Below are 21607 nucleotides of genomic sequence, written 5' to 3'. Positions count from 1 at the left end.
CTCAGGTCTCCCGGAGTTCGGTTCGCGCCAGGCCGTTGTCGAGGTTGATCGTGGTGCGCAGCCGCATGCGTTCGGGCGTCGGCGTCATGATCAGCACGGCGTCGATCTCGATCTTCAAGCCGCCGCTCTTGTCGCCGAGCGTAACGTTGACGGTTGTAGCGTTCTCCTTCAGGCGTGGCTCGAAGGTAGCAAGCACAGTCCGGATTTCGCGCGCCAGCGCATCGCGGTCGAAATCCCGCGACGAGCGGCCCGAAAAGGAGGGCACGCCATAGTTGACCACGCTGCGGCGCACCTCCGGAAAATCGGCCAGCGGTGGCAGTTCGTCCAAGGGCTGCTCATGTTCCGTGTCGGAGAGCATCGGTGTGGATTCGAAACGCTCGGTATTGAACAAGGCCTCGATGTCGCGCCGCACCGCTTCACGAAGCACGCGCGCCGAGACCACAACGCCTCGGCTCTCGATCTCGACACGATGCTCGGTCTGGAAGACCAGGCGGTGCAAGCGTCGTTTCTGCTCCGGTGTGAGCTCGGCATCGGCATCGATGGCGCGCGCGCTGCCTGCAAGAAAGGACTCGACGCGTTCGGCGCCGAGTTCTTCTTCCAGCAGGCGACGCAGCCCATCGATCTCCGACGTTAGCCCGGGCAGATCGTTGACGAGGCGGTCCCAGAGGGAAGGCTGGACCGCCTCGCGCCTTGCCCGGGAACTGCCGGCAAGCTGCGCCTTCGCGCCAGGTCGCTTGACCTCACTTGCCGACATAGACGTCCATTTCGGCCTCGTCGTTCTTATCGTAGACGAACTTGATCTTCTTGTAGGCGAAGCTGACCTGTTCTTCGATCAGGTCCGCCTCGTGCGCGTCCTGGCGCATGTCGTATTCCATGACGGAAGCGTCGGTGAGCGTCACGACCAGGTAATCGCTGGTCTCGCCGTCAATGGTGCGGCGTGCTGAAAACACCACCTCGCTGAGGGCCTTGTTCTCGAACAAAGCCTTCTGCAGATACGGCGACGACTTGTCGTAGTGCTTGAGGAACTTGATCATTCCCATCGACACGCGGCCGCGACGCGACAGCGAATTCGGATCGTAGGGCGCGATCATCTTGTAATCGACGCCATGAATTTCGATCTCGTCCTCATGGCCGTCGCGTTTGCTCGGGCCCTTGATGTCCGGAACTTTCAGGAAGCCGTCGATTTTCAACGAGGGCGAGTCAATTGATTCAGGCATTGTATTTCTCCACCGCTTTCAAAAAACGAATTACTTTGCGATTTCAGCCCTTCACCGACGGCAGTTCCGACACCAGCCGGAGTGAGGCGTTGATACCCTCCAGCTGGTAGTGCGGCCGTAGATAGAAACGGGCATTGTAGTAACCGGGCCGGCCCTCGACGCTGTCGACTTGCACCTCGGCCGCGGCAAGTGGGCGCTTTGCGCGCGCCTTGTCGTCGGCAAAGGCCGGATTGGCCAGCACGTACCGGTTGATCCATTCGGTCAACCAGATCTCCATGTCGGTGCGTTCCTTGAACGAGCCGATCTTGTCGCGCGCGATCGCCTTGAGGTAATGCGCGAAGCGCGACACCGGGAAGAGGTAGGGCAGGTTGGCGGAAAGCCGCTCGTTCGACTGCGCGTCCGGGTCGACCAGACGGCCGGCTCGTGTTTCGTCGTCCTGCAGTGAATGCGCGCCGATGAAGGCCGCGAGATCGGTGTTCTTGCGGTGCAGGATCGGCATCAGGCCGAGTTTTGCCAGTTCCGCCTCGCGCCGATCGTCGATGGCCACCTCGGTCGGGCACTTCATTGCGATCGAGCCGTCATCGGTGGGGAAAGCGTGCACCGGCAGGTTCAGCACCGTGCCGCCATTCTCGACGCCGCGGATCTGCGTGCCCCAGCCATAGAGCTTGTGGCTGCGGTTGATGTTGACGCCCATCGGGAAGGCGGCGTTCATCCAGACATATTTGTTGTGGTCGCCGCCGACCTCTTCCTCGAAGGTGAAGCCCTTCACCGGAACGGTCTCCGAGCCGTAGGGCAGGCGCGCCAGAACGCGCGGCATGGTAAGCCCGATATAGCGGGCGTCCTCGCTCTCGCGCAGCGACTGCCAAGAGGCATAGGCCGGGTTGTTGACGATCATCTGCAGGTCCTGCGGATTGGGCAGTTCCTGCCAGCTGTCCATGCGGAACAGCCGCGGCGAGGCGGCCGCGACGAACGGCGTATGCGCCGAGGCGCAGACGCCCGAGATGTTACGCAGCAGGCCGACATCGCGCGGATGATTGGAGAACTCGTAGGCGCCGATGATGCAGCCGATCGGCTCGCCGCCCAGCATCGAGTACTCGTCCGTGTAGACCTTCTTGAAGATCGGGCTCTGGTCCCACATCTGGCCTTCATAGTCTTCCAGCGTGTCGGCCAGCTGCTCCTTGGAGATATTCATCACCCGGATCTTCAGCTTGGTGTCGGTCTCGGTGTTGTTGATGAGGTACCAGAGGCCGCGCCAGGTGCCTTCCATCTCGCGCACTTCCGGCGCGTGCAGGATCTCGTTGACCTGCGTCGTCAGCATTTTGTCGATGCCGGCGATCAGCGACTTGATCGATTTGATCGCATTGGACGAGATGGTCGTCGTCTCGGAGCGCGATTGCGCGGCCAAGGCCAGGTTGCGCACCAGTTGCTGCAGCTTCTCGCTGTCGTCCTTCTTGACCTTGAAATCCTTTTCAAGGAGGCCGCTGAATTCGCCGAGATCGATGGCTTCCGCCTCGGCGGTGGCGGCTGCGGTCTTTTGCTGTTCGGCCATGATTTACTCCTCGCCCTTGCCGTCATCCATCGCCTGGCCGGCGATCTTGCTCAGCAGCGGCTCGTTGTTCAAAAGCTGTGCTATGCGCTTTTCGGCGTCGACGCGGCCGTCCATGAAGCCCAGCAACTCCTCGAGCTGGCGCCGCATCTTGAGGATCTCGGCCAGTTGAGGAACTTGCTCGGCGATCTTGTCCGGTGCGAAATCGCCCATTTTGGAGAAGGTGAGATCGACCGCGAGCTCTTCGTCGCGCTCCTGGCCCTCGGCCTGCGGCAGGGTGTTCTTGACCCGTGCCTTGACGCGTGGCCCCATCGCTTCCATGAATTTGGGGAAGCGGTTGGCGTCGGTTTCGACGAAGTTGCGGTCGAGCACCGACTTCGACGCTTCCTTGGTCTGCGAGGCGCCGGAAAGATCGGCCATGACGGCCATGACGAACGGCAGTTCGATCGTCGTCGGGCTGCCGTAGGTTTCGACGTCGTAGGCAATCTGCACGCGTGGCGCGCGATTGCGTTCAATGACCTTCGCTTTGCTCTCTGCTGGCATGCTTGTTACCTTTCATCCTTCTAGGCCGGCTTCTTGGGATCCGGGACACCGGCAAGCTGCCGGAATTCCTTCAGCCCCGACGGGGCGAGATCTTCCATCAGTTCTACAAAATCCATGTGCACCATTCGGCGTACGCGGCGCGCCAGATGCGGGATGGGGCTGGACGGTTCGGTGCGGTCGTAGAAGGCGACCACGAGATCGAGGCATTTGACGACTTCATCGCGCGAGTTGATCCGGTCCGGCAGACCGGCGCTCGCTTCCACAGCGCTTGCCACACTTGCCATCGTCTCGGCTCCATGACCGTTTCGGGCGGGCGTCGATGCCGGTTGCTCCGGCTGGGGGGCGGGTTTTGCCGCACCGTTGGCCACGGCGCCGGCGCTGGAATTCCGCTCCAGCGTCGTCAGCAAACGCTGCAGGAACTTCTTCAATTCCGGGACGGCAGCGCCATTGCCTTCGATGCGGGCGTTGAGCGCAGTATCCAGTGCCTCCAGCGCCGAAATAGAAGCGCGCGCATCGGCCAACAGGGCCGTCATCGCGTCCGCCGCCTGGTCGATCTGCGCGGCGCATCCCGTGCGTACCCGGTTGACCAACTGGTTGTGGGCGCTCGTCAGCGCTGCCTTTTCCGCTACGCCAAGGCCCGAGGCTGCCTCCTGCAGCATGACGCGCTCGTCGAGTGCAGTCTGCTCGAGGTCACGCCCACTGATCGGTCCGATCGAACGCGGCGAGAAGAAAACGGCTTGCCTTAAACTAGCCAATAGGCCTTCCTGGCCGTTTTGCAGATCGAGCAGCGCGTTGATACGGCGCAAAGCGGCCTCGCGAGGCGTGGAGCCCGTGCGCAAGGCCGGATGCATGCTGTCCCAGTACTGATCGAAGGTCTTGGCGATCAGCGTCAGTCCCTGAGCGAGGCCGGCGAGCCCATCCTCGTTGGCGAGTGCGCGCGTGACGATGACCAGAAGGCGCAAATCCCGGCCGCGTGACCGCAATTCCTCTGCCTTCTCCAGCACGGCTGCCCAGTCCACCGGGACAGTGGTCTGCGCGGTCTTGTTGCCGTCATGGGCGACTTTGAGCTGGGCTTCCGTCAGGCGCTCCAGCTCGTGAAAGCCGGGGTCGTTGCGCAAATCCTCTCCCGACGGATTCGCACCGTCCAAAGGATTGAGCCAGAGCGCGAGATCAATCACACATACCCCCAGCCGGCGGCGGCCCTGAGGCCCATGTGACGTAACGTTATCACCGGCCCCACCTCACGACAATTGAGCACTTGCTCAAAACCTAACGACAGCTAAATGCTTCCGTTCATTCGATGAAACCCATTGCGCGATTGGTGGAGCGGGTATGTGAAATGGCTCGCATAGTTCGGATCGCAATCCGGGTTTGTTGCACGGAGTTTGCAAGGCTTGTGTAACAGCGAGGTGCCGCCCGGACAGGGCCGAGAGCCCCGCTTTGCACACGGCTTTGTCAAGCAGCCGCTTATATGGCAGGGTGGGTTGGGCAGATTTCGGGAGCAAGTTCGATGGAACAGCGCCGGGCGTCGCAGGGTTTCAAGCGCAAGGAACTGGTCGCAAAGCTGAATCCAACGGGGGTGCGCGCCTTCAAGGCCGCTGCCGACACCGCCAAACTGCGCGGCAATCCCTATGTCGAACTCGTCCATTTCATCCAGCAACTGGTGCTGTCCGAGCGTTCGGACGTGCAGATGATCATCGCCGATGCCGGGCTGGATGCCAGCCGGCTGACGGCCGACATGACCCGCGCCATCGACAAGCTGCCCTATGGCGCCACTTCGGTGGAAGAATTCTCCGACCACATCTTCCACGCCATCCAGGAAGGTTGGAACCTGGCGACGCTGGAATTCGGTGTGGAGGAGGTGCGCAGCAGCCATATTCTGCTGGCCTGCCTGAAGACGCCGGTTCTGGAAGGCCTGGTGTCGAAAATCAGCGCCGAATTCGACAAGATCGACGCCGATGGCGTCATTTCCCGCTTCGCTGACGTAACGGAAGGCTCGCTCGAAGCCGGCTCACCTCCTGCCGCGGCAGCCGCCGAGACGCAGATGAAACGCGGCCCGGGCGGGGATTCGGCGCTGGCGAAATACGCCACCGACCTCACCCAGCGCGCCCGCGACGGCAAGATCGATCCGGTCGTCGGCCGTGATCCGGAGATAAGGCAGATCGTCGATATCCTGATGCGCCGCCGGCAAAACAACCCGATCCTCACGGGCGAGGCCGGCGTCGGTAAGACGGCGGCAGTCGAGGGCTTTGCGCTGCGCATTGCCCAGGGAGACGTGCCGCCGACGCTTCAAAACGTCAGCGTGCGCATGCTCGATGTCGGGCTGATGCAGGCGGGCGCCAGCGTCAAGGGCGAGTTCGAGAAGCGGCTGAAGGCCGTCATTGACGAGGTCCAGGCCTCCGAAGTGCCCATCATCCTGTTCATCGACGAGGCGCACACGCTGATCGGCGCCGGCGGCGCGGCCGGCACCGGCGACGCCGCCAATCTGTTGAAGCCGGCGCTGGCGCGTGGCGAATTGCGAACCATCGCCGCCACCACCTGGGCCGAATACAAGCAGCACATCGAAAAGGACCCGGCGCTGACCCGCCGCTTCCAGGTGGTCAAGATCGACGAGCCCACCGAAGCGGTGGCCGTGCTGATGCTGCGCGGCGTCGCCGGCGTCCTGGAGCAGCACCATAAGGTGCAGATCCTGGACGAGGCGATCGAGGCCGCGGTCTCGCTTTCGCACCGCTATATCCCGGCACGGCAATTGCCGGACAAGGCCGTCAGCCTGCTTGACACCGCCTGTGCCCGCGTCGCCGTATCGCAGCATGCGACGCCGGCCGAAGTCGAGGACATTCTGCGCCGGCGCCAGGCGTTCGAGGTCGAGCAAGGCATCATCGGCCGCGAGGCGGCGATCGGCATCGACGTCGCCGACCGGCAGGCGCGCGTAGAAGCCGGCTTGGCGGAAACCGAGACCACGCTCGCGGCGGCCCAGGCGCGCTGGGATCGGGAGAAGGCGTTGGTCGCCGAGATCCTCGACCTGCGCGCCAAGCTGCGCGGCGAGGGCGTGCCGCTCGATGAGGCGGCTGAAGAGGCCGCTGCGGACGCACACGGCGCGGAGGGCACAGCAAAGGCGCCCGAGCAGAAACCGACCGAAAAGCCAGCGGAAAGCAAGGCCGGCGACACCAGGAAAGCCAAGGATTCCAAAGCCAAGGGGGCCAAGGCGCCAAAGGCCGAAACGGCTTCCGCCGAGCCGACGGACGAAGCGGCCGCCGACCTGGCGCGGCTGCGCGAATTGATGGCGGAACTCGCCGCGGCCCAGGGCGAGACGCCGCTGATCCTGCCGTCGGTCGACCGCAACGCGGTCGCTGCCGTCGTCCAGGACTGGACCGGCATCCCGACCGGACGCATGCTGTCCAGCCAGACCGAGAAGGCGCTTAAACTTGCGGGCACCCTTTCCGAACGCGTGGTCGGTCAGGACCATGCCATGGAAATGATCGCCAAACGCGTCCAGACCAGCCGCGCCGGCCTCGGCGCGCCCGAAAAGCCGGTCGGCGTGTTCCTGCTTTGCGGCCCCTCCGGCGTCGGCAAGACCGAGACCGCGCTGGCGCTGGCCGAGACGCTTTACGGCGGCGAACAGAACCTGATCTCGATCAACATGTCGGAATTCCAGGAAGCGCACACCGTCTCGACGCTGAAGGGCGCGCCGCCCGGCTATGTCGGCTACGGCAAGGGCGGCATCCTGACCGAGGCGGTTCGCAGGAAACCCTATTCGGTGATCCTGCTCGACGAGGTCGAGAAGGCGCATCCCGACGTGCACGAGATCTTCTTCCAGGTCTTCGACAAGGGCATGATGGACGACAGCGAGGGCCGGCGCATCGACTTCAAGAACACGCTGATCCTGCTCACCTCGAATGTCGGCTCCGACGTCATCATGGACCGGACAAAGAACGGCACGGTGCGCACCGGGATCGACGATCTGGACACGGCCTTGCGTGGGCCGCTGTTAAAGGTATTTCCTGCCGCTTTCCTCGGTCGCGTGGTGACGATCCCCTACTATCCGTTGTCGGATGCGATGATCGAGGCGATCGCCGGGCATCAGTTCGGCAAGATCGCGCGCCGGCTCAGGGCAACCAACGATGCCGAGCTGGTCATCGGCGAAGGCGTGATGGATCTGGTCAAGGCGCGCTGCACCGAGATCGAATCCGGCGGACGCATGATCGACGCCATCCTGACCAACACGCTGCTGCCGGAACTGAGCCGCGGCGTGCTCAACCGCTCGCTCGAGGGCAAGAAGATGACGAAAGTCACCGTCGGCGCCTCGCCGGAAGGATTTACCTACTCGTTCGAGTAGAATCTATCCCTGAGGCTCGCCGCATACGCCGGTTGTCCCTGTCGCGCGACTGGCGCGCGGCGGGGAATCAGCGGGGTCAAGCGGCTTTCATGGCAGTGCAGATTTCCTCGACCAGCATGGCGGCCGAAATCGAGCCTGGATCCGGATGGCCCAGGGAGCGCTCGCCGAGACGTGCGGCGCGGCCGAGTGTTGCGACCATGTCGCGTGTCGCTTCCGCGCCCTGCCGGGCCGCGGCGACGATGGCATCGGCATCGCGACCGTCGACCGCGGCGTCCGCCGCCGGCCCCCAGGCATCGAGCATTGTCTTCTGGCCGGGTTCGGCCTTGCCGCGCTGGACGATGCCGTCGCGCATCGCCGCAATGACGGCTCGCAACTCGGCCCTCGGCATCGATGCGCGCGGACCCGCCGCCTTGCCGGCGCGCAGAAGCGCGGTCGCGTAAAGCGGCCCCGAGGAGGCGCCGACCGCGTTGAGGAAGCCTTTGGCGGCGGCGTTGAAGACATCCTGCAGCGTGCCTTCGGTCGCTTGCGCCGCGTCGGCCGCGGCCTTCATGCCTTGTTCCATGGCGATGCCGTGATCGGCGTCGCCAATCACCCCGTCGAGCGCGCAGAGCCTGTCGCGCTCTGTCGCCATCCGCGCGGAGAATGCGTCGAAAAGGGCTCTCAGATCCGTGGTCGAGAACTCCATCGCGTTCAGCTCCGGAACATGGCGCAGTCGCAGGGATGGTCGATCATGCGTTGCAGTTCGTCGTCGAGATGCATGATGGTGATCGAGGCTCCGGCCATGTCGAGCGACGTGCAATAGGGGCCGACAAGCGTCTTGTGGACGACCAGCCCGGCGGCCTTCAGGCGCTCCGCGATCCGGGCGTTCAGGATGTAGAGCTCCATCAGCGGTGTCGCGCCGAGCGAGTTGACCAGCACCGCGACGCGATCGCCGGCCGGCGCCTTCATTTCCGCCAGGATCGCGTCCATGATTTCGTCGGCGACGTCGTTGGCCGGACGCAATGGCCCGCGCCGCACGCCGGGCTCGCCATGGATGCCCATGCCGATCTCCATCTCGCCGACAGGAAGATCGAAGCTGGGCTTGCGCGTCTGCGGCAACGAACAGGACGACAGCGCCACCCCCATGGTGAAGGTGCGGTCGTTGGCGTGGCGGGCGATCCGCTCCACCTCGTCCAGCGACATCATCATGTCGGCGGCCGCGCCCGCGGCCTTGAAGATGAACACGTTGCCGGCCACGCCGCGTCGCTTTTGCCTTTGGTCGCGCGGCGCCGACGCGATGTCGTCGGTGGTCAGCACCGTGCGTGCCTCGATGCCTTCCATCTCCAGCAACTCGGCGGCCATGTCGAAGTTCATCACGTCGCCGGCATAGTTGCCATACATGAACAGGACGCCGGCGCCGCCGCTCGCGGCCATCGCCGCGTCGACTGCCGGCTGCGGCGGCGGCGAGGCGAAGACGTTGCCGATCGCGGCCGCATCCGCCAGGCCCCTGCCGATATAGCCCAGGAAGGTCGGCTCATGGCCTGAGCCGCCGCCGATGATCAGCGCCACCTTGCCGGGTCGCGGGCCGTGTCTGGCGACGACCGCGCGCGGGGCGTTGTCCGGGCGGCGGAGATGGTCCGGATGCGCAGCCATGATGCCGACCAGCATTTCGTCGACCGCCGCATTGCCGTCATTGATCAGCTTCTGCGTCAGGCTCATTCGCATCTCCCTGCATCGTCCTAAGCCGCAAGACTAAAGCGTTTCGCGGCGGCGGGGAAACCTTGTTCTCCTGGTCCAGCTAAGGCCGCGAAGCGGGGAGTGTCGAAGGCTCAGCGGGCGTTGTACTTGGCGTCGACCTGGTCGATGGCGGCGACGTTGCCGGCCGATCTTCCTTGCGGATCGAATGTCTCCTTCAGAAACGCATCGGCGATCGACTTCGCCAGCTCCGGCCCGATCACGCGCGCGCCCATGGTGATGATCTGGGCGTTGTTCGACAGCGCCGCGCGCTCGGCCGAATAGGTGTCGTGGGTCAGCGCCGCACGGATGCCGGGCACCTTGTTGGCCGAGATACAGACGCCGATGCCGGTGCCGCAGATCAGGATGGCGCGGTCATACTTGCCGGCCAGCAGATCGCTCGCCACCCGGTCTGAAAGGTTGGCGTAGAACGGATCGGGGCCAGCCTCGGTGCGCGATACTTCCGATACCTCATGCTTGTCCTTCAGGTGGTCGGCGAGGATTTTCGCCAGGCCTTCGCCGGCGCTGTCGCCTGCTACCGCGAGCTTCATGAAACGTCTCCTTCTAAAGCAATTCCAGGAAAAGTGTGAGCGGCTTTCCGTCCGGAAATTGCGACAAAACAAGTAGATAGAGCGGTTCGCCGTTTCCGTGAAACGGCGAACCGCACTAGAGTTTGGCGGCGCATCTGGACAGGATGTCGAGATAGCCCTCGACGACCCATGCGGCGCGTCCGATGAACAACCCGTCGATGTGCGGGCATTGGATGAGTTCGGCGCAATTGTCTGGATTGACCGAACCGCCATAGAGGCAGGGGATGCGACGCCCGAGCACGTGCTCGGCAGTCGCGATGATCTCCGCCTGGCGGGCCTCGGCATAGTCCGAACTCGCCGGAATGCCGTTGACCCCGATCGCCCAGACCGGCTCGTAAGCGAACAGGATCGGCGCGCTCTTCTGTGCGGCCGAAAGCTTCGACAAAGCGCCTCGCACCTGCCGGTCGAGCACCTCGCGGGCGCGGCCGGCCTCGCGCTCGGCAAACGTCTCGCCGATGCAGATCAGCGGAACGAGGCCGTGGCGCACAGCGGCTTCGGTCTTGCGGCCGACCGTCTCGTCGGTCTCGCCAAAGTGCTCGCGGCGCTCGGAATGGCCGAGCTCGACCATGTCGAGGTTGCAATCCCTCAACATCACCGGCGAGATCTCGCCGGTCCAGGCGCCCTCGTCGGCCCAATGCATGTTCTGCGCGCCGACCTTGACGGATGTGCCCTCAAGCATCGCCTTGACCTCGCGGGCCGCGGTGAAGGGCGGGATGACGAAGCGCTGGATGCGCGGATCGCCTTGCGGGCCGGCAAGCAGCCCACCGGCGAAGGCGCGCGCCTCGGCAAGCGTCTTGTTCATCTTCCAACTGGTGCCGATCCAGATTTGAGGCTGTGTCATCGATCAGTCCTTTGGCGGCAGCGAGCCGAATGCGGGCGGGTGCGGCACGGCGCAGTCAACCGCTGAGACCGTCACGGATGGCTGAGAAATAGCGGTCGGTCCCGACCTGCCCGCCTTTCAGCGCGACCTCCAGCCCGTCGATCGCCCCGAAGCTGGAATGGGCGACGCAGAGCGGCGAGCCGGGCGACGCCGGCAGCGGCATCCTGACCGTCAGCGCATCGACCCCCATCTGTCCCAGCGCATGGCTGGAAGTGTCACCGCCCGCGATGATCACGCGCTTCAATTGCTGCGCGATGGTGAGTTCGCGCAGCAGTTCACCAAGGCCGCGGCCGAGTTTGTGACGCGCGCCTTCCTGGCGGTCGATCTCGGCGCCGCGATCGGCCGTGGGCCCAAGCGCGGTGTAGAGGATGACACTTCGCCCCGCTTCGAGGCTGGCCCTGCCGGCGGCGACCGCCTTTGCGATCGCCTTGCCGGAATGCTCCGACACGAGCTCGACCGGGTTGACCTCGATGCCGTCGAAACCGTCGCTCATCGCATGCCGGATCTGCCGCTCGGTCGTCGGCGAGCAACTGCCCGACACCACCGCGATGCGCCCGGCGGAACCCGGAGGCTCGAACCGGCTATTCGCGTCCGAAGCCTCACTGTCTTTCCATTCGGCGAGCAGTGCATATTCGATGCCGGAGGAGCCGACGACGAAATAGCCGCCGGGCTTGCGGCTGCGCCAGATCTCCTTGCCGGCCAGCGCCTGGGTCTCGGGGCTGTCGACATCGATCAGCACGATCGCAGCGCCCTCGGCCGCCAGCCTGTCGAATGTCGCCGACCGGTCGGGGGAGCGCAGCGTCGCCAGATCGAGCAATCCGGAGGCAAGCCCGGTCTGTCGCGACAGGTGGACGAGCAGGTCGGCCTCGTCCATCGGCGTCGCCGGGTGACGGCTCATCACCGGGTGGCGGTCGATGCGATAGTAGCGGTCGCGATAGGCGGCGAAGAGGTGGCCGAAGGCGGTGTAGCGCTTGAGCTGCGGCGCGCCGACCACCAGCGGCACGCTTTCCTGGGCGAAGACGGAGCGGCCGATCTCGATCGCCCTGCCGATGCTGCCGATCGTCGGGCTGGAATCGAAGGTCGAGCAGACTTTGTAGTGGCAGAGTTGGGCTTGAAGCGCCTTCAGCCAGCCGAAAGCATCGTTGAGATGCGTGTCCATCCATTGCGGGGACTCGCTTCGGCTGGTGCCGGCGAGCCCGACGGCGCGGCAATGGGCGAAACGCTGAAGCAGGCCGGCATCCGGCTTGCGCATGAAAAGCACGGTCGGCACGCCGCCGAGTTCCAGCGCCTCCATCACGTCGGTCGAGCCGGTGAGGTCGTCGCCGTAATAGCTGAGGAGCAGGTCCTGCATCTTCAGGCCGCCTTGCCGTCGCCGAACTTTTCGATCGAGCGCGCCAGTTCGGGATGGCTCCTGGCGAAGTCCGCAAGCGGAATGCCTTCGACCGCCGCCTGCCAGGCCTGCTGCACGGCACGCACGCCGGCGCCGGGCCCGTCAGGGTGGCTGACGATGCCGCCGCCGCAGAGATAGAGCAGGTCGACCGTGCGTCCCGTGCGCTCATAGGTCTCCGGCGCCTGGCCGCCCCATTGGCCCGAACCCGCGACCGGCAGCGCGCAATCGGCCGGCGAGAACAGCGGCGTCGTCACTGCCTCGAAGGAGCGGACGAAGGAGGCGTCCGGTTCCCAATATTTCGAGGCGATGCCGTTGATCTGGAACTGGTCGACGCCGAGCAGCCGCCAGAACTGCTGCCAGACCCTAAAATCCATGCCGAGGCCGGGATGGCGGGTGAGGATGTCCCAGCCGTTGCGATGCGCGTGCAGCACCAGGCCCGAGCGCTTCCTGAGGTAAGCCATGCCGCCGAAGCCGATGGAGTTGATGTTGATGACCGCGCAATTGCCGCCGGCCTCTAGCACGATGTCGTGGTTGCGCATCATCACGTCGGGATCGGCATGCGAGATGCCGAAGGCATACATCACCTTCTTGCCGGTCTTCTGCTCGTGATCGAGGATCAGCGGCATGATCGCCTTCATCCGCTCCGGCAGCGGCGAGTAGGCCGGGCTCATCAGCTTCTCGTCGTCCTTGATGAAGTCGACGCCGGCCTCGATCAACTCGCCCACCATGGCGGCGGTCTCGGGCGGCCTGAGCCCCAGCGCCGGTTTGACGATGGTGCCGATGATCGGGCGGCCTTCGACGCCGGTCAGCCGACGGCTGCCGGGAACGCCGAATTGCGGGCCGGGATGGGCGCCCCGGAATTCGTCCGGCAGCTTCATGTCGACGACCCGGATGCCGGAAAAGCCTCTGATCGAATAGGTCCCGCCGATAGCGATCGTCATCAGTGCCGCGAGATCGGTGCCGATGGCGTCGAACGGAAAGGCGATGTCGACATCGGCACGCTTGAAGGGGCCGGGGCCGGCCTCAGGGATCGAAGGCTGCGCGGCGTCCGGCAGATGTCGGATCTCCAGCACGCGAGCCGCCACCCGTGCCTTCAACTCCTCGGTTTCCCCGGGCAGTGCGACGAAGGTGCCCGTCGACTGGTCGCTGGCGATCTTGGCCGCCATCGCTTCGATGCTGCCCGAGGTCTCGATACGATAGGTGAGGGTGATCATCCGGCTGCCCAGTCAAAAAGGCGGGAAATGAATTCCCTGCGCTCGAAATCTGGTATAATGAGTACATAAGCATTGCAAGCAATATCCGACCCGGTTCGAAGCGCGACGGGCATTCCGGTAATCGAAGTCGCGGTGCTAGATTAGGGCTGGGTCAAGGGAGTGATTCGCGGCGATGAACCGTTCGGAACCGATCGTCCGGCGCAAGCTTTCCGATGAAGTCTTCGCCAGGCTGAAGCGCCTGATCACCAGCGGCGAACTGCAGCCGGGCGACGACATGCCGTCCGAGCGCGAATTGATGGAGCGCTTCGAGGTCGGCCGTCCGGCGATCCGCGAAGCCATGCAGGCGCTAAGCAATATGGGCCTTGTCGCCATCTCGCATGGCGAGCGCGCCAAGGTGCTGCAACTCACCGCCAAATCGATCATCAAGCAGGTCGACGGTGCGGCCAAGATCATCCTGTCGTCGTCGAAGGACACGCTCGAGCATCTGAAGACCGCCCGCATCTTCTTCGAGCGCGGCATGGTCAGGGAAGCCGCCGAGAAGGCGACGCCCGAAGACGTGCAGCGGCTCAAGGCGACCGTCGCCGAGCAGCAAGCCGCGCGCGGCGATGCCGAAGCCTTCATTTCGGCGGATATGCGCTTCCACACGCAGATCGCGGCAATCTCCGGCAACCCGATCTATGTCGCGGTCAGCGAAGCCATGCTCGGCTGGCTGAAGGAATATCACACCGAGATGCTGATCTGGACCGGCAAGGAAAAGTTCACGCTGACCGAACACGAAGAGATCATCGGCCGTATCGAGAAAAAGGATGCCGAGGGCGCCGAGAAGGCGATGATCAAGCATCTCGAGCGCTCGCGCGCGCTCTATGTGATGAACTTCGAAAAGTAGGGTTTAGCCGATCCGGGCAATGGCGTAGGGCGACATCACAAGATGACCCTGGCCAAGTGCTGACGCGTCGACCGGGACATCACCCGCCGTCAGGTTCGCCAGCCACACAATGGTCTCACCGGAGGCGGAGCGCCCTGCCAGCACCGCAATCCGCGTCTCGTCGCTTGTTCTGGCGGCGACATACGTCAGCCCGGCGAGGTCGCAGAGACCCTTGATGGCCTGGAAAAGCGGTCGCGGCTCGCCCTCGGCAATCGGCTCGCCGCCGGCCGCCAGCACGCCGAACGGCCCGGTGAAGCTGGACAGCGTCAGCATCTCCAGCCCCGCCGGCACCAAGCGCGCCGCATAGCCGATCGTCCAGGCGGCGGCGAACTGGCCGTTGTGGCGCGGGTCGCGATCGGCCATGGCGATGCGCTGTCCCTGCGGATTGTCCTTGGTCGCGCCGCCATAGGGGTTCTGCCGCATGGCTATGGTCGACGGCCCAATCCGGTAAGGCTTGTCGCCGAAGATCGCCCGCGTCGACCCCGTGATGAAGGGCAGCGCCTCCAGCGACTGAATGATGCTGAGATCGTCCGCCGCATGCACGATCGGACAGGTGCAATGGGTGACGAAATCGAGCTGGCCGGCGGGAACGCGCTTGCGGTTGAGCTCGGTGAAATAGCTGAACATGCCGCCGCCGAGGCGGATATCCGGGAAGGCGCGCCGCGCCGCGGCATAGACGTCTTCCAGCGGCGGGCAGGGCGGCCAGGCGCTGCCCGGTGGCGTCGACTGCCGGTCGACCGACGGCGACACCGCGACGGCGTCGAGCCGCAGGCCGGCGCGGCGGACCATGTCGGCGACGCCGGAGAGTTCGGCGTCGAGATCGCCGGAGCAGGCGACCACGCATTCAAGCGTCGTCGCAGCCTTGTATGCGTCGGCGAGGCTGGCATGGGCGCGCAAGGCATCGAGGCCATGGCCGCGGGTCGGATCGAAGTGGAGCAGGAGCTGCTGCGGACCGAGCTTGTTAAGCACCGGCAAATTGCCGAGCGCTGTTTCCAAATCCTCGGGATAGATGATCACGCCAATATCGGGAAGTTTCGACCCGGCTTCGCCGAGTTCGATGCGCACAGGGCTGAGGCCAGTCGTCGCCTCCACCTTGCTCTCCCCGGCAATGCGCAGGCTGACTGTCTGGCGGTTGGTTTGACCGCCGGGCAGCACATAGGGCCACGGCAGCTCCAGCGGCCGCACATAGGTCTTGTAGGAAGCGTCCGACCAGTTGCGCTGGTCTTCCATCTCGAATGTGTCGCCCTCCATCCGGCATTCCGCCGTGACACCGGGCCGGACCTGATGCGTGATGGCGCGCATGTCTTTGAACGGCTGCCAGGGATCGATCAGCAAGGGCAGTTCGGTGTCGACCACGCGGCCGTCCGTGTGCTCGACCTTGACCGGGCTGCCGGCGAGGCCGGCGATCGGATGCAGGATGCAGAAGCCGCAGCGGTTGGTCTCGAAATCGCTTTCGGGCAGGGCGCTGACGTCGAAGACCAGAGTGCCGTCAGCGCTGCCTTCGATCGTGGCGCGGAAGCGAAGCCGACTTCCACCCGGACCGTCGCAGCTCGCTGAATAACGTACGGAGAAACGGTCATCGTTTTGCTCGATGACCAGATCAGTCAATTCGGGCTCGTATGTGCCCCAGTCGCAGTCGCGCACGATATAGGCGATGGCACGCAGCACCTCCATGCCGCCATGGCGGATGCCGCGCAGATTGCCGTTGACGAAATCGGCGCTGAGGGGGCCGGCATTGAGCCGGACCGGCTCGGCCTCCGAAGCATGCGTGCCGTAGAGGAGGAAGGGATCGGCCGTCATTTGAGCAGGTCGCCGATCCGCACCGGCTCCCCGCTCTCGGCGCCGGCATAGGCCGCCTCTACAAGCGCAAAGGTCTTGAGATTATCGGCCCCCGACGTCGCCGGCTCGACCCCACTCGACAGGCAGTCGACCCAATGCTTCTGGATCGCCACGACGCTCTCCTGGATGTTGTGCCAGGGCCGCGACGCCCAGGAGAGCAGCGGCGGCGAGACATCGCTCACCGCCGTTCCGTTCCTGCCGGTCACCGTGAGCTTGTAGCCTTGCGCCAGCCGGAGCGTGCCATCGCTGCCGTCGATCTCGACCAGCGTTTCCGGGAACGGCTCGGTGGCGAGCTTCGTCGCATAGCTGCAATCGACCACCGAGGTGACGCCGCCCTCGTGATCCATCAGCATGGTCGCGACGTCCTCGCCGGCGATCGCGGGGTTGACGCGCTTGGCGCGCGCAGTGAGACACGACACGTCGCCGAGCAGGAAACGGGCGATGTCGAGGATGTGGATGCCGAGGTCCTCGATGATGAAGCGTTTGCCTGTCGCTAGATAGGGTTGGCCGGAAAACACGTCATAGGCCGAACGGAAGGAGATGCGGCCGAAGAAGGGCGTGCCGATCTCGCCGCTGTCGAGCACGGCGCGCACCGCCTGGATCGGCGACTGCCAGCGGAAGTTCTCGTGCACCATCAGCGGCACGCCGGCCTCAGTGCACGCCTTCACCATGGCCTTGGCGTCGGAAAGCGTCGGCGCGAAAGGTTTTTGGCAGATCACCGGGACGCGGTGCGCGGCCGCCATCTCGACGAGTGGCCGATGGCTGCCCACCGTGGTGGCGATATCGACGAAATCGAGTGCCTCGTTCGCGAACATCGCCGCCGCGTCGCTGTAGCGCTTCGCCACGCTGAACTGGTCGCCGACGATCCTGAGCCGCTCCGGATCGCGGTCGCAGATGGCGACGATCGAGGCGCCGTCGATGTCGCGCCAGCCATGCATCTGGTTGACGGCGAAGAAACCGCAGCCGATCAACGCTCCACGCAACTCAGCCATATCAACCCACCTTCGCCATCTGCATCAGCGTCACGCGGCTCTGCAGCCGGCGTTGCGCCTGGTCGACCACCACCGCGACAATGATGACGAGGCCCTTGATCACCATCTGCCAGAACGAGCTTACGCCCATCATCACCAGTCCGTCGGAAAGGATGCCGATGACGAAGGCGCCGACGATCGTGCCGCCGATCGTGCCGCGACCGCCCGACATCGAGGTGCCACCGAGCACCGCGGCCGCGATGGCGTTGAGCTCGAAACTCTCGCCCGTCGCCGGATGCGAGGCCATCAGCTCGGACGAGATGATGAGGCCGACGATCGCCGCGCAGAAGCCGGAGAACATGTAGACGAACATCTTCACCATGTTGACCCGCACGCCCGAGATCCGCGACGCGCGTTCGTTGCCGCCGACCGCGAAGATGTGACGGCCGAGCGGAGTGAAGCGCGCCAGATAGGCGGCACCCAGCGCCACCACGACGAGGATCCAGATCGAGACCGGCAGCCCGAGCAGCTTGCCGGCGCCGAGATAGCCGAAGCCGGTGGTGCCGAGATCCGCTTTGCCGACAAGATTGGGGAAGGTGCGCCCGTCCGAAGACAGCAGCGCCAGCCCGCGCGCGACATAAAGCGTGCCGAGCGTGGCGATGAAGGGCGCGACGTTGAGTCGGGTGATCAGCAAGCCGTTGACGGCGCCGATCGCAATGCCGACCGCCAGCGTGATCAGCGCGATCTCGACCACGTTGAAATAGACGGTGTAGCCGATCTGCAGATCGATGCCGTTGAGCACCAGATAGCCGGCGACCATACCGCACAGGCCGACGATCGAGCCGACCGAAAGGTCGATGCCGCCGGTGATGATGACGAAGGTCATGCCCATGGCGAGGAAGGCGTTGAGCGCCACATGCTTGGCCATCAGGATCATGTTGGCAGCCGACAGGAAGTTCGGCGCCGCGATCGAGAAGAACACCAGCACCACGATCAGCGCGATGAAGGTCCTGAGCTTCATCAGCGTCAAGAGCAGCGAGCCGCTGGATGCGGAGGGTGCAGTCGCCTTGGCTGGAATGTCAGTCATGCGGCGTTGGTCTCCGTGTGCGGGGCGGGTCCATGGCCAAGCGCCGATGCCGCGACGATCGCCGCCTCGGTCGCCTCGGCGCGATCGAACATGCCCGTCAGTCTGCCGTTGCTCATCACCGCGATGCGGTCGGACAGCGCCATTACCTCGTCGAGGTCGGAAGTGGCGAAGAGGATGCCCAGCCCATCGCGGGACAATTTGCGCATTGTGCGGAACACGTCGGCCTTGGCGCCGACATCGATGCCGCGGCTCGGCTCATCCATCAACAGCACCTTCGGTCCGGTGAGCAGCGCCTTGCCGATCACCACCTTCTGCTGGTTGCCGCCAGACAGCGACGAAACCTCCTGCGCCGGGTCGGCTACCTTGATCGAGAGCTCGCGCACCATCTGCGTGACCGCCTGGCGCTCGACGCCGCCGCGTATGTGGAACAGGCTGACGAAGCGCGACAGGCTGGCTAAAGTCAGGTTGCTGGCGACCGACAGGATCGAGACCAGGCCTTCGCGCTGCCGGTCTTCCGGGATCAACGCCAGCCCGCGCCGGATGCGCCGCGTCGTGTCTCGCTCCTTCACCGGCTTGCCGTCGATAAAAATCCTGCCGCTGGCATGGCCGTGCCGGCCCATGATGCAGTCGAACAGCTCGCTGCGGCCGGCCCCCATCAGTCCGTAGATGCCAAGGATTTCGCCGGCGCGCAGCGACAAGGAAACGTGGTCGACGGCGAGCCCGCCGGTGACGCGCGGCAGGCAGATATCCTCGGCACGGAACACCTCCGCTCCAGGCTGATGGCCGTCGGCCTTGGCGAAATCCTTGGCGTCGGAACCGATCATCTGCCGCACGATCCACTGCGTGTCGACGTTCTTCATCTCCTCCTGGCCGGTGATGCGGCCGTCGCGCAGCACGGTGATGTAGTCGCCGATGCGGATCAGTTCTTCCAGGCGATGCGAGATGTAGACGATGGCGACGCCGCGCGCCTTGAGGTCGGCGATCACCTTGAACAGGATCTCGACCTCCGCCGCGCTCAGCGCAGAGGTCGGCTCGTCCATGATCAGGATGCGCGCATCGAGCGACACCGCCTTGGCGATCTCGACCAGCTGCTGCTGGCCGATGCGCAGATCCTCGACAAGCATGTCCGGCCTTATGCCGGCTTCGAGCTGGACGAGGAATTCGGCGGCTCGCTTCTCCTGCTCCTTATGGTCGATCTTGCGGAAGCGGTTGGCGAGCTCGCGCGTAGCGAAGATGTTCTCGGCGACGGAAAGATTGCCGAACAGGTTGAGTTCCTGGAACACCATGCCGATGCCACGGCTTACCGCGTCGCCGGAGGACGAGAAGGACACCTCGTTGCCGTCTAGCAGAATGCGGCCGGCGGTCGGCTGCTCGACGCCGGCGATGATCTTCATCAGCGTCGACTTGCCGGCGCCGTTCTCGCCAACCAGCACGTTGACCGCGCCCTTGCGCACCTCGAAATTCGCGTGCTTGACCGCGATGGTGCCGGCATAGACCTTGGAGATGTCCTCCAGTTTGAGGATCACGTCGTGGTTGGCAGCCACGCTCATGGCTTCGGTCCGATCTCGGCCTCCGCCGGCGTCACCAGCGGCAGGTCCTGGCCGCCGTCGATCGTATAGGCGCCGAGCACCTTGATGCTGCGGCCCTCGAGACCGTCGCGCGGCAGCTTGGACAGCACCGTCTTGTCGGCATAGGCGTTGAAGGCCTTGCCGAACTGGGCGAAGTCGATCTGGTTGGTGAAGTCGTTGAACTGCACGAAATCGAGACTGTCGCGCAGCGCGGTGCCGCGCATCGCCGGCCCGATCTGCACCCGCGCATCCGCCTTGCCGTCGCCGTCGATATCGACGTCGATCGTGGCTGCGCGCGACTGCGTGTTGGCGGCGACGATCTTGCCTTCGAGACGCACCACGAAGGTCCACGGCGAGTTCGCTTGCTTCTTCGGGTTGCCGTATTTGGCGCCGGCGGCCGCCTGATCTGTCTTGGCGAGTGCATGGACCTCGGCGAACGGCCCGGCCTTCTGCTGCAGATAGGGGATCACCTTCGAGGCCCAGATGTCCTCGACCGCCTTGTCGGGATTGAAGGTCGGCGCCTTGCTCTCTTCTTGTGCCGACTGCGTCGGCAGGATCTTGCAGGCGCCGAGGCCGAGGCCCGCGAGCGCGGCAAAAGTCAAGCGAAGGGTCAGCCCAGAGGTCAGCCAAGTCATCTTGTTCGGCATGGCGTCAGAAAGCACCCGGATCGTGAAATGGAGGCGAGGGACGAACCTGGGTTCGCCCCTCGCTGTTGCAACCGCACCGGCTCAGTTCTTGAGCGCGAAGGTCTCCAGCTTGGGAGCATTGTCGCCGTTGATCAGCACGCAGTCCATCAACTGCTTTTCTTTCTCGGGCGACTTCTTGTTCTTGATGAAGTCGTTGGCCTGTTCGACGGCCATCTGCGCCTGCGCGAAGGCGGGCTGCAGCACGGTCGCCTTGATGCCGCCGGAGGTGATGGAGTCGCGCACGTCGTTGGAGCCGTCGAAGCCGACGACGATGACGTCCTTGCGGCCGGCGGCGGCGAGCGCCGCATAGGCGCCCATCGCCATCGTGTCGTTACCGGAGATCACGCCCTTGATGTCGGGATTGGCCTGCAGGATCGATTCCATCTTGGCATAGGCTTCGGTCTGGCTCCAGTTGGCCGACTGCTGCGCCACCATTTTCAGGTCCGGATAATCGTCGATGACGTCGTGGTAGCCCTTGGAGCGGATGCCGGCATTGGTGTCGGACTCCTTGCCGACCAGTTCGACGAAGTTGCCCTTCTCGCCCATCAGCTTGACGAACTCCTGCGCGCCGAGCTGGGCGCCCTGGTAGTTGTTGGACACGATCTGCGCCACCGCGACACCGGTTGCGTTGATCTCGCGGTCGATCAGGAAGGAAGGCACGCCGGCATCCTTGGCCTTCTGCACCGCGGCGACGGTGGCGTCGGCGCCGGCATTGTCGAGGATGATCGCCTTGGCGCCGCGGCCGATCGCGGTGTCGATCAGCTCGGACTGCTTGTTGGCGTCGTCGTCATGGACCAGCACCAGCGTGTCGTAGCCGAGCTCCTTCGCCTTGGCTTCGGCGCCGACGGCTTCGGCCTTGAAGAACGGGTTGTCGTGCGAGGGCGTGATGATGGCAATCAGGTCCGCGGCGTAGGCCGGCATCGCCGTGCCCAGCGCCAGCATGCCGGCAAAAGCCGCAAGCGTTAGTCTGCGAGTGAGTTTCATGAAGTCCTCCCGTTGAAAGCCGGACCTCGCGCTGAGCGAGGCCATTGTCTGCATCTGAAATCGTCCGGCGGTGCAGCCAGTTCAGCCCGGCGTTGGGAAGCCTTCCCGGCTCCCGTCC

The 21607-nt window shown here is 64.7% G+C and carries 19 protein-coding genes; 2 read left to right on the top strand and 17 right to left on the bottom strand.

Annotation, left to right across the window (positions count from 1 at the left end; translation table 11 throughout):
* Position 1: 1 nt before the first annotated feature.
* From tssE to tssA, 5 genes are read right to left on the bottom strand one after another with little or no spacing between them, the layout of a single operon-like run.
* Positions 2–754 carry a type VI secretion system baseplate subunit TssE gene (gene tssE, locus FJ988_RS10325; RefSeq protein WP_140817093.1) on the bottom strand — a complete coding sequence of 251 codons (753 nt, stop codon included), beginning with the start codon at positions 752–754 and terminating at the stop codon, positions 2–4.
* Complete coding sequence (locus FJ988_RS10320; protein WP_140817091.1) at positions 741–1217, bottom strand: Hcp family type VI secretion system effector; 477 nt, start codon at positions 1215–1217, stop codon at positions 741–743. The genes tssE and FJ988_RS10320 overlap by 14 nt, the downstream gene beginning before the upstream one ends.
* 43 nt (positions 1218–1260) lie before the next feature.
* Complete coding sequence (gene tssC, locus FJ988_RS10315) at positions 1261–2766, bottom strand: type VI secretion system contractile sheath large subunit (RefSeq protein ID WP_140817089.1); 1506 nt, start codon at positions 2764–2766, stop codon at positions 1261–1263.
* Positions 2767–2769: 3 nt separating this feature from the next.
* Positions 2770–3306 carry a type VI secretion system contractile sheath small subunit gene (tssB, locus tag FJ988_RS10310; protein WP_140817088.1) on the bottom strand — a complete coding sequence of 179 codons (537 nt, stop codon included), beginning with the start codon at positions 3304–3306 and terminating at the stop codon, positions 2770–2772.
* A gap of 20 nt (positions 3307–3326) precedes the next feature.
* Complete coding sequence (gene tssA, locus FJ988_RS10305) at positions 3327–4484, bottom strand: type VI secretion system protein TssA (protein ID WP_140817085.1); 1158 nt, start codon at positions 4482–4484, stop codon at positions 3327–3329.
* A gap of 332 nt (positions 4485–4816) precedes the next feature.
* Between tssA and tssH the strand changes: the two genes are divergently transcribed.
* Complete coding sequence (tssH, locus tag FJ988_RS10300) at positions 4817–7642, top strand: type VI secretion system ATPase TssH (RefSeq protein ID WP_140817083.1); 2826 nt, start codon at positions 4817–4819, stop codon at positions 7640–7642.
* Between the two features lie 76 nt (positions 7643–7718).
* Here the strand turns inward: tssH and dhaL are convergent, their stop codons facing one another.
* The 6 genes from dhaL to oiaX all read right to left on the bottom strand — a co-directional run bounded on the left by dhaL (position 7719) and on the right by oiaX (position 13429).
* Positions 7719–8327: a dihydroxyacetone kinase subunit DhaL gene (gene dhaL, locus FJ988_RS10295; protein ID WP_140817081.1), complete on the bottom strand. Its 609-nt coding sequence runs from the start codon at positions 8325–8327 to the stop codon at positions 7719–7721.
* Positions 8328–8332: 5 nt separating this feature from the next.
* The gene (locus tag FJ988_RS10290) at positions 8333–9340 is read right to left on the bottom strand and encodes a dihydroxyacetone kinase subunit DhaK (RefSeq protein ID WP_140817079.1); all 1008 of its coding nucleotides are present in this window, start codon (positions 9338–9340) and stop codon (positions 8333–8335) included.
* A gap of 110 nt (positions 9341–9450) precedes the next feature.
* Positions 9451–9906, bottom strand: coding sequence for an RpiB/LacA/LacB family sugar-phosphate isomerase (locus tag FJ988_RS10285; RefSeq protein ID WP_140817077.1), 456 nt, complete (start codon positions 9904–9906; stop codon positions 9451–9453).
* Positions 9907–10021: 115 nt separating this feature from the next.
* A complete protein-coding gene (locus FJ988_RS10280) occupies positions 10022–10786 on the bottom strand; it encodes a triose-phosphate isomerase (protein WP_140817075.1) in 765 nt (254 codons plus the stop codon).
* Positions 10787–10841: 55 nt separating this feature from the next.
* Positions 10842–12176 carry a four-carbon acid sugar kinase family protein gene (locus FJ988_RS10275; RefSeq protein WP_140817073.1) on the bottom strand — a complete coding sequence of 445 codons (1335 nt, stop codon included), beginning with the start codon at positions 12174–12176 and terminating at the stop codon, positions 10842–10844.
* 2 nt (positions 12177–12178) lie between these two features.
* Positions 12179–13429: a 3-oxo-isoapionate-4-phosphate decarboxylase OiaX gene (gene oiaX / locus FJ988_RS10270; protein ID WP_140817071.1), complete on the bottom strand. Its 1251-nt coding sequence runs from the start codon at positions 13427–13429 to the stop codon at positions 12179–12181.
* Between the two features lie 172 nt (positions 13430–13601).
* Here oiaX and FJ988_RS10265 point away from each other — a divergent pair, with 172 nt between their 5' ends.
* Positions 13602–14315: a transcriptional regulator NanR gene (locus FJ988_RS10265; protein WP_140817069.1), complete on the top strand. Its 714-nt coding sequence runs from the start codon at positions 13602–13604 to the stop codon at positions 14313–14315.
* A 3-nt stretch (positions 14316–14318) separates the two neighbouring features.
* On the opposite strand, the gene FJ988_RS10260 is transcribed toward FJ988_RS10265, so the two are convergent.
* The 6 genes from FJ988_RS10260 to FJ988_RS10235 all read right to left on the bottom strand — a co-directional run bounded on the left by FJ988_RS10260 (position 14319) and on the right by FJ988_RS10235 (position 21489).
* The gene (locus FJ988_RS10260; RefSeq protein ID WP_140817067.1) at positions 14319–16154 is read right to left on the bottom strand and encodes a hypothetical protein; all 1836 of its coding nucleotides are present in this window, start codon (positions 16152–16154) and stop codon (positions 14319–14321) included.
* A complete protein-coding gene (locus tag FJ988_RS10255) occupies positions 16151–17185 on the bottom strand; it encodes a Gfo/Idh/MocA family protein (RefSeq protein ID WP_140817065.1) in 1035 nt (344 codons plus the stop codon). The genes FJ988_RS10260 and FJ988_RS10255 overlap by 4 nt, the downstream gene beginning before the upstream one ends.
* Before the next feature lies 1 nt (position 17186).
* Complete coding sequence (locus tag FJ988_RS10250) at positions 17187–18251, bottom strand: ABC transporter permease (protein WP_140817063.1); 1065 nt, start codon at positions 18249–18251, stop codon at positions 17187–17189.
* A complete protein-coding gene (locus tag FJ988_RS10245; RefSeq protein WP_140817061.1) occupies positions 18248–19801 on the bottom strand; it encodes a sugar ABC transporter ATP-binding protein in 1554 nt (517 codons plus the stop codon). The genes FJ988_RS10250 and FJ988_RS10245 overlap by 4 nt, the downstream gene beginning before the upstream one ends.
* The gene (locus tag FJ988_RS10240; RefSeq protein ID WP_181183487.1) at positions 19798–20466 is read right to left on the bottom strand and encodes a DUF2291 family protein; all 669 of its coding nucleotides are present in this window, start codon (positions 20464–20466) and stop codon (positions 19798–19800) included. Before FJ988_RS10240 ends, FJ988_RS10245 begins: the two co-directional genes overlap by 4 nt.
* An 81-nt stretch (positions 20467–20547) precedes the next feature.
* Positions 20548–21489 carry a D-ribose ABC transporter substrate-binding protein gene (locus FJ988_RS10235; protein WP_140817059.1) on the bottom strand — a complete coding sequence of 314 codons (942 nt, stop codon included), beginning with the start codon at positions 21487–21489 and terminating at the stop codon, positions 20548–20550.
* Positions 21490–21607 lie beyond the last annotated feature (118 nt).

The organism is Mesorhizobium sp. CU3 (assembly GCF_006442965.1).
GTDB lineage: Bacteria > Pseudomonadota > Alphaproteobacteria > Rhizobiales > Rhizobiaceae > Mesorhizobium.
This window is presented reverse-complemented; position numbering and strand designations above follow the sequence as displayed.

Excerpts from the sequence above, each read along its gene's own strand:
- tssE (WP_140817093.1), bottom strand. The coding sequence starts at position 754 with ATGTCGGCAAGTGAGGTCAAGCGACCTGGCGCGAAGGCGCAGCTTGCC.
- FJ988_RS10320 (WP_140817091.1), bottom strand. The coding sequence starts at position 1,217 with ATGCCTGAATCAATTGACTCGCCCTCGTTGAAAATCGACGGCTTCCTG.
- tssC (WP_140817089.1), bottom strand. The coding sequence starts at position 2,766 with ATGGCCGAACAGCAAAAGACCGCAGCCGCCACCGCCGAGGCGGAAGCC.
- tssB (WP_140817088.1), bottom strand. The coding sequence starts at position 3,306 with ATGCCAGCAGAGAGCAAAGCGAAGGTCATTGAACGCAATCGCGCGCCA.
- tssH (WP_140817083.1), top strand. The coding sequence starts at position 4,817 with ATGGAACAGCGCCGGGCGTCGCAGGGTTTCAAGCGCAAGGAACTGGTC.
- dhaL (WP_140817081.1), bottom strand. The coding sequence starts at position 8,327 with ATGGAGTTCTCGACCACGGATCTGAGAGCCCTTTTCGACGCATTCTCC.
- FJ988_RS10290 (WP_140817079.1), bottom strand. The coding sequence starts at position 9,340 with ATGAGCCTGACGCAGAAGCTGATCAATGACGGCAATGCGGCGGTCGAC.
- FJ988_RS10285 (WP_140817077.1), bottom strand. The coding sequence starts at position 9,906 with ATGAAGCTCGCGGTAGCAGGCGACAGCGCCGGCGAAGGCCTGGCGAAA.
- FJ988_RS10280 (WP_140817075.1), bottom strand. The coding sequence starts at position 10,786 with ATGACACAGCCTCAAATCTGGATCGGCACCAGTTGGAAGATGAACAAG.
- FJ988_RS10275 (WP_140817073.1), bottom strand. The coding sequence starts at position 12,176 with ATGCAGGACCTGCTCCTCAGCTATTACGGCGACGACCTCACCGGCTCG.
- oiaX (WP_140817071.1), bottom strand. The coding sequence starts at position 13,429 with ATGATCACCCTCACCTATCGTATCGAGACCTCGGGCAGCATCGAAGCG.
- FJ988_RS10265 (WP_140817069.1), top strand. The coding sequence starts at position 13,602 with ATGAACCGTTCGGAACCGATCGTCCGGCGCAAGCTTTCCGATGAAGTC.
- FJ988_RS10260 (WP_140817067.1), bottom strand. The coding sequence starts at position 16,154 with ATGACGGCCGATCCCTTCCTCCTCTACGGCACGCATGCTTCGGAGGCC.
- FJ988_RS10255 (WP_140817065.1), bottom strand. The coding sequence starts at position 17,185 with ATGGCTGAGTTGCGTGGAGCGTTGATCGGCTGCGGTTTCTTCGCCGTC.
- FJ988_RS10250 (WP_140817063.1), bottom strand. The coding sequence starts at position 18,251 with ATGACTGACATTCCAGCCAAGGCGACTGCACCCTCCGCATCCAGCGGC.
- FJ988_RS10245 (WP_140817061.1), bottom strand. The coding sequence starts at position 19,801 with ATGAGCGTGGCTGCCAACCACGACGTGATCCTCAAACTGGAGGACATC.
- FJ988_RS10240 (WP_181183487.1), bottom strand. The coding sequence starts at position 20,466 with ATGCCGAACAAGATGACTTGGCTGACCTCTGGGCTGACCCTTCGCTTG.
- FJ988_RS10235 (WP_140817059.1), bottom strand. The coding sequence starts at position 21,489 with ATGAAACTCACTCGCAGACTAACGCTTGCGGCTTTTGCCGGCATGCTG.